Genomic DNA, 18,997 nt, shown 5'->3' on the forward strand with positions numbered 1-18,997 from the left:
TAGATTTGGAGGAGATTGTATGAACACGGTAGTTCGTGTACGTTATGCCCCAAGCCCAACAGGGCATCTGCATATTGGAAATGCCAGAACGGCATTATTTAATTATTTGTATGCTCGGAACCAAGGTGGCAAGTTTATTATCCGTATTGAAGATACAGATGTGAAGCGTAACATTGCAGGTGGGGAAGAAAGCCAGCTTAAATATCTGAAATGGCTGGGTATGGATTGGGATGAAAGCGTGGATGTCGGGGGAGAGTATGGACCTTATCGTCAGACCGAGCGCCTGGATATATACAAAACGTATTGGCAGGATCTGCTGGATCGTAGCTTGGCTTACCGCTGCTACTGTACCGAAGAAGAACTGGAACGCGAACGTGAAGAACAGACGGAACGTGGGGAGACACCACGCTACTCCGGGAAACACCGTGATCTGACGGAGGAACAGTGTCAGGCATTCGAAGCGGAGGGTCGTGTACCAAGTATCCGTTTTCGCGTACCAGAAGATCGCGAATATACGTTTAATGATATGGTCAAAGGCCAAATCACGTTCAATTCGAAGGAAAGCGGCGATTTTGTTATCGTCAAAAAAGATGGTATTCCGACATATAACTTTGCAGTGGCGGTGGACGATCATTTGATGAAAATATCGCATGTGCTGCGAGGCGAGGATCATGTCTCCAATACACCGCGACAATTGATGATCTTTGAAGCGCTTGGCTGGGAGCCTCCAATCTTTGGTCATATGACACTGATCGTGGGCGATGATCACAAAAAGCTTAGCAAACGCAACGAGTCCATTATTCAGTTTATGGAGCAGTACGACAAGTTGGGCTACTTGCCAGAAGCTATATTCAATTTTATTGCGCTGTTGGGTTGGTCCCCGGAAGGCGAAGAAGAAATTTATGACCGGGAGCAATTGATTTCGATTTTTGATCCCAACCGTTTGTCCAAAAGTCCGGCTGTCTTTGATACCAACAAGCTGGCTTACCTGAACAATCATTATATTAAAAAAGCCGATCCTGAGCGGATTGCCAGCATGGCGATTCCTCATTTGCAAGCAGCGGGGCTGTTACCGAATGAATTATCTGCGGAGCAGCAGGACTGGGCCAAGGCTCTTGTTCGCTTGTATCAGGAACAAATGAACTCTGCGTCCGACATTGTGGCTTTGTCTGAGTTGTTTTTCCGTTCGCATCTGGAGCTTGATACGGAAGCTGCGGCTGTGCTGGCTGAAGAGCAGGTTCCTGAGGTGCTTAAAGCTTTTGCTGGCAAGGTGGAAGCGAGTGAGGAATTTACGGCTCCACAAATGGCCAAGCTGATCAAGGAAGTTCAAAAGGAAACCGGCTTTAAAGGGAAACAGTTGTTTATGCCGATTCGTGTGGCCCTTACAGGTCAAACTCATGGACGAGATTTGAATGAAACGATCTTTTTGCTCGGACGTGACAAGGTACTGGACCGTCTCAGGGCACAAATTAAAGGCTGATATTTCTTGTCAATTTGTTGTCTTTTCGCTATAATGACTCCATTGATACGGATTGATATTTGCGTGTAAAGGCTGAGAACAGGAGAAGTACACTGCATAAGGGCATTTGCCAGAGAGGACGGCCGAGGGGAACCCCGGGGCTGGAAGCCGTCCAGATGACCTGCGGAGGAAATGCACCTGGGAGCCGTGCGCCCGAACCCTAATTAGCGTCGACTGCTGATATGGCAAGGGTGTGCCGAATCGTTCTCGTTACCGGACGCCAAAGACGGGCTTCTCTGCTTATATGCAGCAGGTGTGCCTGAAGCAGAGTGGGACCACGTTCATGCGTCTCTGCAGCTTAGGCTGCGGAGGCGCTTTTTCATTTTTTTCAGACTCAAGCTCGTTAAAGGTGGAAAATGTCGAAGTGTGCTGACGAATGTGAAAATTGGCGAAATATGGAGTTGTGTGAAGATGCGGCAAGGAAATGGGGGAAATAGGAGGGCGACATGTTCAGACATATCAAATCCGACATTCAAACTGTTTTGGATAATGATCCGGCCGCCCGGAGTAAGCTGGAGGTTGTTTTTACGTATTCCGGCGTTCATGCCCTTTGGGCACACCGAATCGCACATTGGTTTTATTTGCGAAAGTGGTGTACTCTAGCCCGTGTTATATCTCAGGTATCGCGGTTTATGACAGGGATTGAAATTCACCCCGGCGCTCGTATCGGAGATCGACTGTTCATTGACCATGGTATGGGAGTGGTCATTGGTGAAACCTGTGAGATCGGCGACGATGTTGTGTTATACCAGGGGGTCACTCTTGGAGGGACGGGGAAAGAGAAGGGGAAGCGCCATCCCACCATTGGGAATAATGTTGTTATAGGCTCCGGCGCAAAGATATTGGGCTCTTTTACAATTGGGGCGCAGTCCAACATTGGCTCCAACTCGGTTGTACTTAAAGAGGTTCCGCCAAACAGTACGGTGGTGGGGATTCCGGGGCGAGTGGTCAGACAGGATGGCAGACGTCCAGACCGACTTAGTCACCAACTGCCTGATCCGGTTGTGGATTCTATGCGGGAGCTTCAATTGGAAATCGAACGATTACGTGCAGAATTGTCTGATTTGAAGGATGAGCAATCTGATAAGAAACATCAGGTGACTCAAGAGAATAAACTACAAGGATAATTTTCATGAGGGAGGAATATAACGATGCCGCTTCAAATTTATAATACGATGTCGAGGAGCCGAGAGCCTTTTGTTCCACTGGAGTCTGGAAAGGTTAAAATGTATGTATGCGGACCTACCGTGTATGATTACATTCATATTGGTAATGCAAGACCTGTAATTGTGTTTGACGTGGTGCGCAGCTACCTGGAGTATTTGGGCTATGATGTGAACTATGTGGTGAATTTTACGGATGTCGATGATAAGCTGATCCGCAAAGCTAGGGAACTTGATATGGATGTTCCGGCAGTTGCCGAGAAATTTATTGCAGCCTACCATGAGGATCTGACAGGATTGAATGTCCCTGCCGCCACTATGAATCCACGTGTAACCGAGAGTATGGATCTGATTATTGATTTTATCAAGGAACTGGTAGATAAAGGATATGCCTATGAGAATGATGGCGATGTGTTCTATAGGACGAAAAAATTCAAATGCTACGGTCAGTTGTCGGGTCAGAATCTGGAGGAGCTTCAGTTTGGGATTCGCATTCATGTGGATGAACGTAAGGAAAATGCCGAGGATTTTGTACTCTGGAAGGCTGCCAAGCCAGGAGAAATTTATTGGTCAAGTCCTTGGGGCGACGGCCGCCCAGGCTGGCATATCGAATGCTCTGCCATGGCCCGCCACTATCTGGGGGATACGCTGGATATTCACGGGGGCGGACAAGATTTGCAATTCCCACATCATGAATGCGAATGCGCACAATCCGAGGTGATCACGGGTAAGCCATTGGCTCGTTACTGGATGCATAACGGATATATTCGCATTGATAATGAAAAAATGTCGAAATCACTCGGTAATGGTATTTTGGTTAAAGATTTGCGTGTTCGTCACAAGCCCGAGGCTTTACGTTATTTTATGCTGTCGACGCATTACCGGAATCCGTTAAACTACAATTATGAGACGATGAATCAGGCGGAGAACAGTGTCGAGCGGATTGCCAATGCAGTGGCCAACGTGCAGCATCGTTTAGCTAATGCGTTGAAGGGTAATGAAGAAGTATCGACCGAGTTGCAAACGAAGCTTGACGAAATTTTGCAGCAGTTTGTCGAAAAAATGGATGATGATTTCAATACGCCTGATGCGATTACTGCTGTATTCGAATGGGTTAGCGAAGCCAACCATTTGTTGCAGCGTGACGTGGTCAATCAGGCAGAATTGCAGGCGGTGCTGCATACCTTTCATTCGATGAATAATGTACTTCGCATATATTCGGAACCAAAAGAAGAGCTGCTGGATGATGAAATTGAGCAGTTAATTGCAGAACGTGTCGAAGCTCGTAAAACCAAGAACTGGGGCAGAGCCGATGAAATTCGCGATCTGCTCGCTGTCAAAGGAATCGTGCTTGAGGATACAGCGCAGGGTATGCGGTGGCGGCGAAAATGAGTGATAAGCCATTGAACATGGAGGCTTCGGAAGGTGCGGGAAACTGGTTCCCGTATCCTGCGTCCAAGCCAGCCCGCCTGATGCCGCCGATTGCACTGGCTTACATTGGCGATGCTGTGTATGAGGTCGCGGTGCGGCAATATTTGCTGGCGCAGCCCAATCTGCGCCCGAACCATTTACATCGGCGGGCCACAGGGCTGGTCTCTGCCAAGGCGCAGAGCCGTATGCTCGTGCTGCTGGAGACGGTGCTGACGGAGGAAGAACGTGATATTGTCAGACAAGGCAGAAATGCCAAGTCGGGAAGCCTGCCCAAAAATGCGGATGTACTTGAGTATCGTCATGCTACTGCGCTGGAGGGATTGTTTGGCTTTCTTTATTGTGACGGGCGTTTGGACAGAATGAGAGAATTGATTACGTATGGTATTGCACAAATGGAAAATACAGAAAAATCTTAATTTGGGAACGTCGGATCAAATGCGTCAAATATCCGCCGTTTCCCGGGAGGAAGCTAGATATGGAAGAGGAATGGATTGCCGGTAAGCATTCGGTAACGGAGGCGCTTCGCTCAGGCAGAACGATAAATAAGATATGGATTGCGGATAATGCACAAAAGCATCTGACATTGCCCATTACGGCTGAGGCTAAAAAAGCGGGGATCATTGTTTTACAGGTGGACAAGCGCAAGCTTGATCAAATGGTTCCAGGAATACAGCATCAGGGAGTGGTCGCACAGGCTGCACCTTTTGCCTATGCTGAAGTGGAAGAACTGCTTGCAACTGCCCGTAGTAAGGGAGAAGAGCCGTTTTTGATCCTATTGGATGAGATTGAAGATCCACATAATCTGGGGTCTATCCTTCGGACAGCGGATTGCACAGGGGCACATGGCGTAATCGTGCCGAAAAGACGTTCAGCGGCAGTAACTGTAACGGTGTCCAAAACATCAGCGGGGGCAGTTGAGTATGTTCCGGTGGCGCGTGTGAACAATTTGGGACAAACCATCGACCGTCTCAAAGAGGAAGGCGTATGGGTAGTTGGCACAGATGTGACAGCTACGGACCCGGTTTTTGGAAATGGTGTATTCACAGGGCCAGTTGCTATCGTCATTGGTAACGAAAATAAAGGGATGGGCCGTTTGATCCGCGAGAAATGTGACGTGCTCGTTAAGCTGCCGATGGCTGGGCAAATCAATTCCCTGAATGCTTCTGTAGCCGCAGGTGTCGTGATGTACGAAGTGTTGCGCGGACGACAGGCACGGGGCTAATGATATGGCTGACACGCGGGATGTTCTGCTTGTGGACGGTTACAATATAATTGGAGCCTGGCCCGAACTTTCCGCACTGGTACAATCTGGTATGCAGGAAGCGAGGGACAGACTGCTTGAACGACTCGCGGATCATCAGGCGTATTCCGGCAGAAGAGTCATCGTCGTTTTTGATGCTTACCGGGTGCCAGGATTGGGTAAAACGTATTCCCAGAGTAAAGTACAGATTTATTTTACTAAAGAAAAAGAGACCGCTGACGAGTGCATCGAGCGATTGGTTCGGGAGCTAGGCAGCCGGAGAAGAAGTATTTATGTAGCAACAAGTGATCAGGTGGAACAACATGTCGCTTTTGGGCAAGGAGCGCTCAGGGTGTCTGCGCGTGAGCTTCTGATTGAGATTGAGGAATCTGAAAAGGAAGTGAAAAAGCGGATAGAGCAGGATAGCGCTAAGTTGTCCCGCAATTCGCTGGATGTCAATCTGCGCCCGGAAATTCGAAAGCTGTTTGAGCGCTGGAGAAGAGAATAGTCCAGAGAATGAAAATCCATTCATTGGACACTTCCCCATTTTGAAACCATTTACAATTTTGTTAGCGCTCTTCTTTTTTAGGCTGTTGTGGTTGACGGTATCAGGTTACATCGCGTATACTTGTCGTATATTTGAGAGAGTAACGGGTATCTTGCGTTGCAGCCGGAGGGATTGTTAGTGAGTGTGGACCTCAAGGATATCATGTTGTCAAAGTTTGATTACAAAAATGATGAAGACATTGTCGGAGCAGTCCATGAAGGTGATGGGGAGGCACTGGAGTTTCTGATTAATAAATATCGGAACTTCGTGCGGGCCAAGGCTAGATCCTACTTCCTGATCGGTGCTGATCGCGAGGATATTATTCAGGAGGGCATGATTGGCCTCTACAAATCTATTCGTGATTTTAAGGGAGACAAGTTTGCTTCGTTCAAGGGCTTTGCCGAGCTGTGCATTACAAGACAGATTATTACGGCAATCAAGACGGCCACACGACAAAAGCACATTCCTCTGAATTCTTACGTATCTCTGGACAAGCCCATTTATGATGAAGAGTCGGATCGAACGTTACTGGACGTGATTTGCGGAACACAGGTAAGTGATCCTGAAGAGCTAATTATCAATCAGGAAGAGTTTGTGGGCCTTGAGGATAAGATGTCCGAGATTCTGAGCGAGCTGGAACGGAAGGTACTTATGCTGTATCTGGACGGACGTTCATATCAGGAAATTGCCGAGGACCTTGACCGCCACGTGAAATCTATTGATAATGCGCTGCAACGGGTCAAGCGCAAACTTGAAAAGTATTTGGAAGTAAGGGATAGCTGAAAGTAGAGGCTGGCAGGGAAAAGGCTCGAGTCTGAGTCTTTTTTTATTCGTTAAGGGCAGGATATGCAGGTTTATATGTGTTAAGAATGATTTATACTGAAAAAGATAAATAATAGATATCGCATGGATCTTGGAGAGGTTTTTCAGAGATGACTTTTAAAGGATGAACAGATGTTAAAATGCACCACAGCCGGGACCGCGAAATGTATACAAACATTCGTTGACATGCAAAACCGCGTGTGATAAAGTGTTTTAGGTAGGCCTAAATTCGCGGTTTTTTTTAGGATCAATTATGAGACTTCCGGTGTTGGATGTCTTCGGGAGGTGCACATCATGCGGGTAATTATTACTTTGGCTTGTACAACATGCAAACAAAGAAATTACACAACGACGAAAAACAAGCGTAATCACCCCGACCGCATGGAGATGAAGAAATTCTGTAAGTCCTGTAACGAACAGACTTCTCATCGGGAAACTAGATAGTTTTTGGAGGTGTAGTCGGCGTGAAACGCAGTTTCAAGTCTCTGTTTTCCTTTTTCTCTGAAAGCTGGGCTGAACTCAAGAAGGTTCGCTGGCCCAATCGTAAAGAACTGACCAACTATACGCTGATTGTCATTGGGACGATTGCGTTTGTCACGATTTATTTTTGGGTTCTCGATATCGGCATTTCCGCTGCGATCGAAGCGATTATCTAGGAAGGGTTCCAGGTGGCTTGATATGGAAAAAAGATGGTACGTCGTTCATACCTATTCAGGGTATGAGAACAAAGTCAAAGCCAATTTGGAGAAACGCGTTGAGTCCATGGGCATGGAGGACAAGATTTTCCGCGTTCTTGTTCCAATGGAAGAAGAACTGGTAACCAAGGACGGTAAGAAAAAGACCGTTATGCGTAAAGTTTACCCTGGTTATGTCTTGGTCGAAATGGTTCAAACTGATGACTCTTGGTATGTTGTGCGCAACACACCAGGTGTTACGGGATTTGTAGGATCAACAGGCTCGGGTTCCAAACCGACAGCTTTGCTTCCAGAAGAAGTTGAACAGATTCTGAAGCATATGGGCATGGTAGAGCCGAAACCGAAGATCGAATTCGATGTTAAGGAATCCGTGCGAATTAAAGTTGGTCCTTTTGCGAATTTTGTGGGCTCCGTGGAAGAAATTTTGGTTGAGAAGAGCAAGCTTAAGGTTCACGTCAACATGTTTGGACGGGAAACCCCGCTTGAGTTGGATTATACTCAGGTGGAGAAAATATAGATTTTTCTTACAGGTTTCTTGTGGGAGGATCATTAGGTCCGTCTACCACTATTGAGTCAAGGAGGTGTCATCCGTGGCAAAAAAGGTAATCAAAATGGTAAAACTGCAGATCCCTGCAGGTAAAGCTAATCCAGCGCCTCCAGTAGGTCCAGCTTTGGGTCAAGCAGGTGTCAACATCATGGCATTCTGTAAAGAGTTCAATGCTCGTACTGCTGATCAAGCAGGCCTGATCATCCCGGTTGAAATTTCGGTGTTTGAAGATCGTTCTTTTACGTTCATCACCAAAACTCCACCGGCTGCTGTGCTGTTGAAAGTTGCTGCTAAAATCGAAAAAGGTTCCGGTGAACCGAACAAAACGAAAGTTGCAACTGTAAATCGCGCTACCGTTCGTCAAATTGCTGAGCAAAAAATGCCTGATCTTAACGCAGCTTCCGTAGAATCGGCAATGCGTATGGTTGAAGGTACTGCTCGCAGCATGGGTATCACCATCGTAGACTAATTTTTATTAGTCTACGTGTGCCGGCAGTTTGACTGTCCGGCAAGTGTGGGAGGAATATCCGCTAATACCACATAAGGAGGAAAAGATTATGGCTAAACATGGTAAGAAGTACTTGGAAGCCGCTAAGCTGATCGACAGCGAAGCGACTTATGAGCCTTTGGAAGCCGTTGAATTGGTGAAAAAAGGCGCAACTGCTAAATTTGACGAAACTGTTGAAGCAGCAGTCCGTCTGGGCGTAGATTCCCGTAAACAAGACCAGGCTGTTCGTGGTGTTGTTGTCCTGCCGCATGGTACGGGTAAAACACAACGTGTTCTGGTATTTGCAAAAGGTGACAAAGTGAAAGAAGCCGAAGCGGCTGGCGCTGATTTTGTTGGCGATCAAGATATGATCAACAAAATTCAACAAGGCTGGTTTGAATTCGACGTCTGCGTTGCGACGCCTGATATGATGAGTGAGGTTGGTAAACTGGGGCGTTTGCTCGGTGGTAAAGGCTTAATGCCAAACCCTAAAGCAGGCACAGTTACTTTCGACGTTGCCAAGGCTGTTCAAGAAATTAAAGCCGGTAAAATCGAATACCGTCTCGACAAAGCGGGTCAAATTCATGCGCCAATCGGCAAAGCTTCCTTCAGTGCTGAACAACTGAACGAGAATCTTAAAGCTTTGATCGAAGCCTTGAACCGTGCGAAGCCAGCGGCTGCTAAAGGTGTATACCTGAAAAACATCGCTATTTCTTCGACTATGGGACCAAGTGCTCGTGTGAACGCATCTGTTTACAAATAATATTTTGATTGACACGTTCAATTGATTTTGTTATTCTGTAAAAGTTGTGAGTCCGTGTGACTGACCATTAAAGTTGAATATGCTTACCGTAGACAGTAGGTGCCTTCGGGCTTAATTTCCTACCGAGGTGTTATGATAGAACGTTTCATGTGACGGGCTCGTCCCGTCCATGTAGATTTATCAAGCCTTCGTACTCTACGGAGGCTTTTTTCATGCTCATGAAGATAGCTTTGGACGACCACCGGATAGGTTGGTCGAGCAGAGCGGATAAATTGATCAGGAGGTGTACAGTTTGGCAAATGCAAAAGTGATTCAAGCAAAACAAGAAGCTGTTGAAGTTGTAGCTGCAAAATTGCGCGAGAGCGTAACGACTGTGGTTGCTGACTATCGCGGTCTGAATGTTGGCCAAGTAACTGAGTTGCGTAAGCAGCTTCGCGAAGCAGGAATCGAATTTCAAGTGCTGAAGAACACGCTGCTCCGTCGTGCAACTGCGGCAGCAGAATTGACTGAACTGGACGCAGTATTGACAGGTCCTACTGCAATCGCGTTCGGTAAAGATGATGCAGTGTCTGCAGCTAAAATCTTGAATGATTTCGCTAAGAAAAATACTGCGCTGGAACTGAAAGGTGCAGTTGTAGAAGGTCGCGTTATCGGTGTTGAGGAAATTAAAGCGCTGGCAGAACTGCCATCCCGCGAAGGTCTCCTTTCCATGCTCCTCAGCGTGCTTCAAGCTCCTATGCGCAACATCGCGCTTGCGGTTAAAGCTGTTGCAGAAAAAGAAGAGCAAAGCGCATAAGTTAAGGATTAAAGCTGTTGTATAGCAGATTAAAACAAAAAATAAGAATTTAAATGGAGGTTCAACCATGAGTAAAGAACAAATCTTGGAAGCGATTAAAGGTATGTCCGTATTGGAACTGAACGATCTCGTGAAAGCAATCGAAGAAGAATTCGGCGTAACTGCAGCAGCTCCAGTAGCTGTAGCAGGCGGCGCAGCAGGTGGCGCAGCAGAAGCTGAGCAATCCGAGTTCGACGTAATTTTGACAAGCGCTGGTGCTTCCAAAATCAACGTTATCAAAGCAGTTCGCGAAATCACAGGTCTTGGCCTGAAAGAAGCAAAAGAACTGGTTGACAACGCTCCAAAACCACTGAAAGAAAAAATCGCGAAAGAAGAAGCTGATTCCTTGAAAGCAAAATTGGAAGAAGCGGGCGCTTCCGTAGAAGTGAAATAATTGACTGCTATCTAGCAGACAATGCACTAAAACAAACCCCTTGAGGTGATCTTCAAGGGGTTTGTTGCTGTAAATCGGCAGTACAAGCATGTCTGAAACGTGATAGTGAAGGCTATGATGGTATTACCAACCAAAGGAGGTGGTCATGAATGTCTGATCATTATTACTCCAAACGGCCAGAAACGGCGCATGAACGGCGGAGCCTCGAAACAGTGCTGCGGGGGCGGACATACCATTTTGCCAGCGATTCAGGTGTTTTCTCCAAGCAGGGAATTGATTACGGTAGCCGTGTGTTAATTGAGGCGATACAACTTCCTGCACAGGCTTCGGTGCTGGATGTAGGGTGCGGCTATGGACCGATTGGTTTGACGGCAGCGACGCTTGTACCGAATGGTCACGTTACAATGGTAGATATTAACGAGCGAGCCGTTCAACTGGCAATAGAGAATGCGGAACGGAATGGGATTACCAATGTGACCATAAAGCAAAGTGATCTGTTTGAGCAAGTGAAAGCTGATCGTTTTGACGTGATTCTAACAAATCCACCTATACGTGCGGGTAAGGAAACGGTTCATACCATTTTCGAGCTTGCTTATGAACATCTAAATGAAGGTGGAGCTTTGTGGGTGGTTATTCAGAAAAAGCAGGGTGCCCCTTCGGCAAGCGCTAAAATGGAGAGCCTTTTCGGACGTGTGGAGGAAGTTACGAAGGATAAAGGTTACCGTATTTTGAAGGCGGAAAAAAGTTTTAGAAAAATGCAATAGGACCATTGACTTGAATCCTGGTCTGTGATACTATTATAAAATGTCAGTATTAGGATGCCCTCCATGGCTTTAGTTTGATGAAATGTCAATAGGTTTATGCGTAGAAGGGGATAGTATCTATACCTATTACGTATAATACAATCATTTTGGGCAAATCTACAAGTGATGAAGATCTTCCGGTAAGAGGATTCTGCAGATACGTCGCTCTTTTTTCGAATGAATTCGAGTAAGGGCTTTTCTGTATTTGTGGATTGAATCTTCTGTCTGTGTCTTATTATAAGGTCACAAACAAAGGTTCGCAATGAATTTTTAAAGTGAGTAGACATGAGGGGTGAGTTTAAGTTGGCAGGACATCTTGTTCAATATGGTCGACGCACTCGGCGCAGTTATGCACGTATTAACGAGGTACTCGAGGTTCCGAACCTGATTGAGATCCAGCAAAAATCCTACGATTGGTTTTTGGAGGAAGGATTGCGTGAAATGTTTCGGGATATTTCGCCAATTCAGGATTTTACAGGAAATCTGATTTTGGAGTTTATCGATTATTCTCTCGGAGAACCCAAATATACCGTTGACGACGCAAAGGAACGCGACGTTACGTATGCAGCACCGCTTCGGGTAAAAGTCCGGCTTATTAATAAAGAGACCGGGGAAGTGAAAGAGCAGGAAGTATTCATGGGAGACTTCCCGCTGATGACTGATACGGGTACGTTTATTATTAACGGTGCGGAACGGGTTATTGTCAGCCAGTTGGTTCGCTCTCCCAGCGTCTATTTCAGCACAAAAGTCGACAAGAATGCGAAAACAACATACACCGCAACGGTAATTCCTAACCGGGGGGCTTGGCTCGAACTGGAGATGGATGCGAAGGACATTATCTATGTCCGGATTGACCGTACCCGTAAAATTCCGGTTACGGTGTTGCTGCGTGCGCTTGGCTTTGGCACTGATGCTGAGATTCTGGATTTGCTCGGCAATGACGAATATATCCGTAATACTCTTGATAAAGACAACACGGACTCTACGGAAAAAGCGCTGATTGAGATTTATGAGCGTCTTCGTCCGGGTGAGCCACCTACACTGGATAATGCAAAGAGTTTGCTCGTTGCACGCTTCTTTGATCCAAAACGTTATGATCTGGCCAACGTAGGCCGTTACAAAATCAATAAAAAGCTTCACATCAAAAACCGTCTGTTCAATCAACGACTTGCTGAGACTTTGATTGATACGACAACCGGTGAAATCATCGCTGAAGCAGGACAAATGGTGGATCGCCGCCTGTTGGACGAGATTTTGGCCCAGCTTGAGGAGTCGGTAGGACACCGTACGTATCATGTTGCTACTGGTGTGCTGGAAAGCAACGATATTCCTCTTCAAACAATCGACATATTCTCGCCGATTGAGGATGGTAAAGTTGTAAAACTGATTGCCAACGGAAATATTGATAAATCGGTTAAAAACATTACGCCTGCCGATATTATTTCCTCCATCAGTTATTTTATTAACTTACTTCACGGAATCGGAAGCACGGACGATATTGACCATTTGGGCAACCGTCGTTTGCGTTCTGTCGGTGAATTGCTCCAGAACCAGTTCCGTATCGGTTTATCCCGTATGGAACGCGTGGTGCGCGAAAGAATGTCGATTCAGGATGCTAATGTAATTACGCCGCAGGCGCTGATTAACATACGCCCAGTAATTGCTTCGATTAAGGAATTCTTTGGTAGCTCCCAGCTGTCCCAGTTTATGGATCAGACGAATCCGCTTGCCGAATTAACACACAAACGTCGTTTGTCCGCACTCGGACCCGGCGGTTTGACACGCGAACGCGCGGGTATGGAAGTACGTGACGTCCATCCGAGTCACTATGGCCGTATGTGTCCTATTGAGACACCAGAGGGACCAAACATTGGTTTGATCAACTCCTTGTCTACCTTCGCACGTATCAACGAGTATGGATTTATCGAAGCTCCTTATCGTTGGGTAGATCCTAAAACCGGAAAAATTACAGACCAAATTGATTACCTGACGGCTGATGAAGAAGATAACTACATCGTAGCCCAGGCAAATGAGGAACTGACAGAGGACAGCACCTTTAAGGAAGAAGTTGTCATTGTTCGTTACAATAAGCAGTCTGATAACATCATTCCAATGGCAAGTAGCCGTGTTGACTATATGGACGTATCGCCTAAACAGGTCGTGTCCGTGGCAACTGCACTGATTCCGTTCTTGGAGAACGATGACTCCAACCGTGCGTTGATGGGTTCCAATATGCAACGGCAGGCCGTTCCTTTGTTGATTCCGAAGTCTCCTTTGGTCGGAACAGGAATGGAACATAAGGCTGCGAAAGATTCTGGGGTATGTATTGTATCCAAATACGACGGTGTAATCGAACGTTCTTCAGCTAACGAAATTTGGCTGCGTCGCATCGAAACAGTAGATGGTTCTGAAGTGAAGGGCGACATAGTTAAGTATAAATTGCACAAATTTATGCGTTCAAACCAAGGAACATGCATTAACCAACGTCCGATCGTCAATAGAGGCGATGTGGTGAAAGCTGGCGATATTCTCGCAGATGGTCCTTCCACAGAGATGGGCGAGCTGGCATTGGGACGTAACGTTGTCGTTGCCTTCATGACTTGGGAAGGTTACAACTACGAGGATGCGATCCTTTTGAGTGAGAAGCTGGTTAAGGAAGATGTATACACCTCCATTCATATTGAGGAATACGAATCCGAAGCCCGCGACACGAAGCTTGGACCAGAAGAAATCACCCGTGATATTCCGAATGTCGGTGAAGAAGCGCTCCGTAATCTGGATGAGCGTGGAATTATCCGCATTGGTGCCGAAATCGGCGCAGGTGACATTCTCGTTGGTAAAGTAACACCTAAGGGTGTAACGGAGCTGACAGCCGAAGAGCGCCTCTTGCATGCGATCTTTGGTGAGAAGGCACGCGAAGTTCGCGACACTTCTTTGAGAGTTCCTCACGGAACAGACGGGATTGTTGTGGACGTCAAAGTATTTACACGTGAGAATGGCGACGAACTGCCACCAGGCGTAAACCAACTGGTTCGTGTATACATTGCTCAAAAACGTAAAATTTCCGAAGGCGATAAAATGGCCGGACGTCACGGTAACAAGGGTGTCGTTGCCCGTATTTTGCCTGAAGAAGATATGCCGTTCCTTCCGGACGGTACACCAGTACAGGTCGTTCTGAATCCGTTGGGTGTACCTTCACGGATGAACATCGGACAGGTGCTTGAAATTCATCTGGGTATGGCTGCAATGCGTCTTGGTATTCATGTGGCAACGCCTGTATTCGATGGTGCCAAGGAGTATGACGTGTTCGATACGATGGAAGAGGCAGGTATGCAGCGCAATGGTAAGACGGTATTGTATGACGGACGTACAGGTGATCGTTTTGAACGTGAAGTTACTGTCGGTGTCATGCACATGATCAAACTGGCGCACATGGTTGACGATAAAATCCATGCTCGTTCTACGGGCCCTTACTCTCTCGTTACGCAACAGCCGTTGGGTGGTAAAGCTCAATTTGGTGGTCAGCGCTTCGGTGAGATGGAGGTATGGGCACTGGAAGCCTACGGTGCGGCTTACACGCTTCAGGAAATTTTGACTGTCAAATCTGATGATGTGGTTGGACGTGTTAAAACATACGAATCCATCGTCAAAGGTGAAAATGTACCTGAACCGGGTGTACCTGAATCTTTCAAGGTCTTGATCAAAGAGCTGCAAAGCTTGGGTATGGACGTGAAGATTTTGTCTGGAGACGAACAAGAGATCGAAATGAGAGAGCTTGATGATGAAGATGATACAGCCAGCGACAAGCTGAGTTTGAATCTAGAAGGCTCTGAGGTTAGCGTAGAGTAGTCTCTGTCGCTGACTGAATCATATCAGCTTTGTTATATGCCTCGATCCATTCTCTACAGAATGGATCGAGCTTCTTGATACCGCCCGGTGCTGCCGGGCGGTATCAAACCTAAAAACTCAGGATTTGGTTAAGGAGGGTTGCTCCTTGTTGGACGTTAACAATTTCGAATATATGAAAATCGGGCTTGCTTCCCCCGAAAAGATTCGTTCTTGGTCCCGCGGAGAAGTCAAAAAACCGGAGACGATTAACTATCGTACGCTTAAACCGGAAAAAGAAGGACTATTTTGCGAGAAAATTTTCGGACCTACGAAAGACTGGGAATGTCATTGCGGTAAGTACAAGCGCGTGCGCTATAAAGGTGTTGTCTGTGACCGTTGTGGCGTTGAGGTTACCCGCGCTAAGGTTCGTCGTGAGCGTATGGGTCACATCGAGCTGGCTGCCCCTGTATCGCATATTTGGTACTTTAAAGGCATTCCGAGCCGTATGGGTCTTGCTCTTGATATGTCTCCAAGATCTCTGGAAGAGATCATTTACTTCGCATCTTATGTTGTAACTGATCCAGGAGATACGCCATTGGAGAAAAAGCAACTCCTGTCCGAGAAAGAATACCGCAGCTACCGTGAAAAATACGGCTACGGATTCCAGGCAGGTATGGGTGCTGAAGCGGTTAAGAAGCTCCTTCAAGATTTGGATATAGACAAAGAACTGGAATTTCTGAAAGAAGAGCTGCGTACAGCTCAAGGTCAACGCCGCAACCGTGCGATCAAGCGTCTTGAAGTGATTGAGGCGTTCCGTAACTCCGGCAACCAGCCGGACTGGATGATCATGGACGTGCTGCCTGTTATTCCTCCTGAGCTTCGTCCGATGGTACAGCTGGATGGTGGACGTTTTGCTACCTCTGACCTGAATGACTTGTACCGCCGTGTTATTAACCGTAACAACCGTCTGAAACGCCTGCTAGATCTGGGTGCTCCGGATATTATCGTACAAAATGAAAAACGTATGCTGCAGGAAGCTGTTGACGCCCTGATCGATAATGGTCGTCGTGGCCGCCCTGTTACAGGTCCGGGTAACCGTCCATTGAAATCCCTCAGCCACATGCTGAAAGGTAAACAAGGACGTTTCCGTCAAAACTTGCTCGGAAAACGTGTTGACTACTCCGGTCGTTCCGTTATCGTGGTAGGTCCGTACTTGAAAATGTATCAATGTGGTTTGCCGAAAGAAATGGCATTGGAACTGTTCAAACCTTTTGTTATGAAAGAACTTGTGAACAAAGGTCTTGCACACAACATTAAGAGTGCGAAACGTAAAGTAGAGCGTGTGAGCGCAGAAGTATGGGATGTGCTCGAAGAAGTAATCAGGGAGCATCCGGTTCTTCTGAACCGTGCCCCTACGCTGCATAGACTCGGTATTCAGGCGTTTGAACCGATTTTGGTTGAAGGTCGTGCAATCCGTTTGCATCCGCTCGTATGTACGGCATACAATGCCGACTTTGACGGTGACCAAATGGCGGTTCACGTTCCATTGTCTGCGGAAGCCCAAGCAGAAGCTCGTTTGCTCATGCTGGCATCCGGTAACATTTTGAATCCGAAAGACGGCAAACCTGTTGTTACTCCTTCCCAGGATATGGTCCTTGGTTCTTTCTATCTGACTATGGATAACAAAGAAGAAGAAGGTAGCAACATGATCCTTCGTAACATGAACGAGGCTATATCGGCTTATCAACGCGGTACAGCGGGTCTTCATGCTCGTGTAGCTATTCCGGTTAAAGCTTTGAATAAAACGAGCTTTACGGAAAAACAACAGGGTGCGATGCTGATCACCACGGTTGGTAAAATTATCTTTAATGAAATTTTCCCGGCCAGCTTCCCGTACATCAATGATGCTACCCGTGCTAACCTGCTTTATGGTACTGCGGAGGAATTCTTTGTTTACGAGAAGGGTGTAAATCTTACAGATGCGATTCAAAATGCTCCGCAAGCTAACGGGGTAGGTAAGGATTACCTTGGTAACATTATTGCCCGTTGCTTTGAAACTTACCATACAACAGAAACAGCTGTGATTTTGGATAAAATTAAACAGCTTGGTTTTACGTATTCTACTCGTTCAGGCGTAACTGTTGCTGTATCGGACGTTATCGTGCCAGTGGAAAAACAAGGAATTCTTAAAGGTTCTGAGGACAAAGCGCAAGTCGTAACGAATCAATACCGTCGTGGTTTGATTACGAACGAGGAACGCTATGACCGGATTATTGATATTTGGTCCAAAGCGAAAGATGATATTACCGAAGTGCTGATGAAGTCCATGGATCGCTATAACTCCATCATGATGATGGTAGACTCCAAAGCGCGGGGTAACAAATCACAGATTACCCAGCTCGGCGGTATGCGTGGTCTGATGGCGAATCCATCCGGTCGTATTATCGAACTCCCAATTAAATCGAACTTCCGTGAAGGTTTGACAGTACTCGAGTACTTCATCTCCACTCACGGAGCGCGTAAAGGTTTGGCGGATACAGCGCTACGTACGGCTGACTCAGGTTACCTGACTCGTCGTCTTGTCGATGTGGCGCAGGATGTTATCGTGCGTGAAGAAGATTGCGGAACGGACAAAGGCTTTACAGTAAGCCGTATTCAGGATGGTAAAGAAGTTATTGAGGATCTGTATGACCGTCTGGAAGGCCGTTATTGCTTTGAAACGGTACGTCATCCGGAGACTGGTGAGATTTTGGCTGGCCGCAACGAATTGATTGATTCCGACAAAGCGGAAGCAATTGTTAAAGCTGGTGTACAAAAGGTTCAAATTCGTTCTGTACTGAGCTGTCGTGCCAAACATGGCGTCTGCAAGAAATGCTACGGTCGCAATCTGGCTACTGGCAAACACGTTGAGATTGGTGAAGCAGTTGGTATTATCGCGGCACAATCCATCGGTGAACCAGGAACTCAGCTTACAATGCGTACATTCCATACTGGCGGTGTAGCGGGCGACGATATTACACAAGGTTTGCCGCGTATTCAGGAGCTTTTCGAAGCGCGTAATCCTAAAGGTCAGGCAACCATCAGTGAAATTGACGGTACAGTTAAAGAAATTCGTGAAGGCAAAGATCGCCGTGAGATCGACATTCAGGGTGAAGCTGAAACGAAAACTTATTCGGTTACGTATGGTTCTCGTCTGCGCGTAAGCGAAGGCATGACTGTTGAAGCCGGGGATGAACTGACAGACGGTTCAATCGACCCTAAAGAAATGCTGCGCATTAAAGGTATTCGCGGGGTACAGAACTATATCCTTCAGGAAGTTCAACGTGTATACCGGAATCAGGGCGTAGAAATCAATGATAAGCACGTGGAAGTTATGATTCGTCAAATGTTGCGTAAAATCCGTATCCTTGATGCGGGGAATACAACACTGCTTCCAGGCTCTTTTGTTGATGTGCACGAGTATGAAAATGCCAACAAGACAGCGATTCTCAGCGGTCAAGAGCCAGCGGTAGCCAAACCGGTTCTGCTTGGTATCACCAAGGCATCTCTGGAAACTGACTCCTTCTTGTCAGCAGCTTCCTTTCAAGAGACCACACGCGTGCTGACCGATGCAGCAATAAAAGGCAAAGTCGATCAGTTGCTTGGTCTGAAAGAGAACGTTATTATTGGTAAGTTGATCCCTGCAGGTACAGGAATGAACCGTTACCGCAGTGTGAAATTTGCCCAACCGGAGGGGGAGCAATCCTCGTCCGAAGAACTCGAACCGATTTCGGCCGAGTAATATAACGTTAACAAATGGCATGATGGGCCCGGAACATCTTTCTCTGATGAGCTTTTAGATTATGCTCTATTAGACGGTGTTCCGGTGCTTTTTTCTTGAAATGTATTGTATAGCTTTGTTAAGTAGACTATAGTCGATAATT

General features: G+C 46.7%; 17 protein-coding genes and 1 other annotated feature. All 17 genes read left to right on the forward strand.

The window, feature by feature from the left end; translation table 11 throughout:
• Nucleotides 1–19: 19 nt before the first annotated feature.
• The 17 genes from gltX to rpoC all read left to right on the forward strand — a co-directional run bounded on the left by gltX (nt 20) and on the right by rpoC (nt 18,855).
• Entirely contained in the window at nt 20–1,480 is a 1,461-nt protein-coding gene (gltX, locus tag ACIFO6_RS04310; protein ID WP_430038506.1) for a glutamate--tRNA ligase, read from the forward strand.
• 485 nt (nt 1,481–1,965) lie between these two features.
• Nucleotides 1,966–2,646, forward strand: a complete 681-nt coding sequence (cysE, locus tag ACIFO6_RS04315; RefSeq protein WP_430038508.1) for a serine O-acetyltransferase — start codon at nt 1,966–1,968, stop codon at nt 2,644–2,646.
• Between the two features lie 24 nt (nt 2,647–2,670).
• Nucleotides 2,671–4,074 (forward strand): cysteine--tRNA ligase, encoded by a 1,404-nt coding sequence (gene cysS, locus ACIFO6_RS04320; RefSeq protein WP_430038510.1) that lies wholly within the window; start codon nt 2,671–2,673, stop codon nt 4,072–4,074.
• Nucleotides 4,071–4,529 (forward strand): Mini-ribonuclease 3, encoded by a 459-nt coding sequence (locus ACIFO6_RS04325; protein ID WP_430038512.1) that lies wholly within the window; start codon nt 4,071–4,073, stop codon nt 4,527–4,529. The genes cysS and ACIFO6_RS04325 overlap by 4 nt, the downstream gene beginning before the upstream one ends.
• 59 nt (nt 4,530–4,588) lie before the next feature.
• A complete protein-coding gene (gene rlmB, locus ACIFO6_RS04330) occupies nt 4,589–5,335 on the forward strand; it encodes a 23S rRNA (guanosine(2251)-2'-O)-methyltransferase RlmB (RefSeq protein ID WP_404521548.1) in 747 nt (248 codons plus the stop codon).
• Nucleotides 5,336–5,339: 4 nt separating this feature from the next.
• Nucleotides 5,340–5,861, forward strand: a complete 522-nt coding sequence (locus tag ACIFO6_RS04335) for an NYN domain-containing protein (RefSeq protein ID WP_430038515.1) — start codon at nt 5,340–5,342, stop codon at nt 5,859–5,861.
• A 177-nt stretch (nt 5,862–6,038) separates the two neighbouring features.
• The gene (sigH, locus tag ACIFO6_RS04340) at nt 6,039–6,683 is read left to right on the forward strand and encodes an RNA polymerase sporulation sigma factor SigH (RefSeq protein ID WP_014278325.1); all 645 of its coding nucleotides are present in this window, start codon (nt 6,039–6,041) and stop codon (nt 6,681–6,683) included.
• Nucleotides 6,684–7,016: 333 nt separating this feature from the next.
• Nucleotides 7,017–7,166: a 50S ribosomal protein L33 gene (gene rpmG / locus ACIFO6_RS04345; protein WP_023990562.1), complete on the forward strand. Its 150-nt coding sequence runs from the start codon at nt 7,017–7,019 to the stop codon at nt 7,164–7,166.
• A gap of 20 nt (nt 7,167–7,186) precedes the next feature.
• Nucleotides 7,187–7,378 (forward strand): preprotein translocase subunit SecE, encoded by a 192-nt coding sequence (gene secE, locus ACIFO6_RS04350; protein ID WP_044647199.1) that lies wholly within the window; start codon nt 7,187–7,189, stop codon nt 7,376–7,378.
• A 22-nt stretch (nt 7,379–7,400) separates the two neighbouring features.
• Nucleotides 7,401–7,934, forward strand: a complete 534-nt coding sequence (gene nusG / locus ACIFO6_RS04355; protein WP_014278324.1) for a transcription termination/antitermination protein NusG — start codon at nt 7,401–7,403, stop codon at nt 7,932–7,934.
• 73 nt (nt 7,935–8,007) lie between these two features.
• Nucleotides 8,008–8,433: a 50S ribosomal protein L11 gene (gene rplK, locus ACIFO6_RS04360; protein ID WP_014278323.1), complete on the forward strand. Its 426-nt coding sequence runs from the start codon at nt 8,008–8,010 to the stop codon at nt 8,431–8,433.
• Nucleotides 8,434–8,521: 88 nt separating this feature from the next.
• On the forward strand, nt 8,522–9,214 hold the full coding sequence (gene rplA / locus ACIFO6_RS04365) for a 50S ribosomal protein L1 (protein ID WP_014278322.1): 693 nt from the start codon (nt 8,522–8,524) through the stop codon (nt 9,212–9,214).
• Between the two features lie 68 nt (nt 9,215–9,282).
• Nucleotides 9,283–9,434, forward strand: a sequence feature (ribosomal protein L10 leader region).
• 72 nt (nt 9,435–9,506) lie between these two features.
• Nucleotides 9,507–10,010, forward strand: a complete 504-nt coding sequence (gene rplJ / locus ACIFO6_RS04370; protein WP_430038518.1) for a 50S ribosomal protein L10 — start codon at nt 9,507–9,509, stop codon at nt 10,008–10,010.
• Between the two features lie 67 nt (nt 10,011–10,077).
• Nucleotides 10,078–10,443 (forward strand): 50S ribosomal protein L7/L12, encoded by a 366-nt coding sequence (rplL, locus tag ACIFO6_RS04375; RefSeq protein ID WP_025685943.1) that lies wholly within the window; start codon nt 10,078–10,080, stop codon nt 10,441–10,443.
• 149 nt (nt 10,444–10,592) lie between these two features.
• A complete protein-coding gene (locus ACIFO6_RS04380; protein WP_430038520.1) occupies nt 10,593–11,207 on the forward strand; it encodes a class I SAM-dependent methyltransferase in 615 nt (204 codons plus the stop codon).
• Nucleotides 11,208–11,549: 342 nt separating this feature from the next.
• A complete protein-coding gene (gene rpoB, locus ACIFO6_RS04385) occupies nt 11,550–15,095 on the forward strand; it encodes a DNA-directed RNA polymerase subunit beta (RefSeq protein WP_430038522.1) in 3,546 nt (1,181 codons plus the stop codon).
• Nucleotides 15,096–15,240: 145 nt separating this feature from the next.
• Nucleotides 15,241–18,855: a DNA-directed RNA polymerase subunit beta' gene (gene rpoC / locus ACIFO6_RS04390; RefSeq protein ID WP_430038524.1), complete on the forward strand. Its 3,615-nt coding sequence runs from the start codon at nt 15,241–15,243 to the stop codon at nt 18,853–18,855.
• Nucleotides 18,856–18,997: the final 142 nt, after the last annotated feature.

Source organism: Paenibacillus sp. NRS-1781 (genome assembly GCF_050467745.1).
GTDB lineage: Bacteria > Bacillota > Bacilli > Paenibacillales > Paenibacillaceae > Paenibacillus > Paenibacillus terrae_A.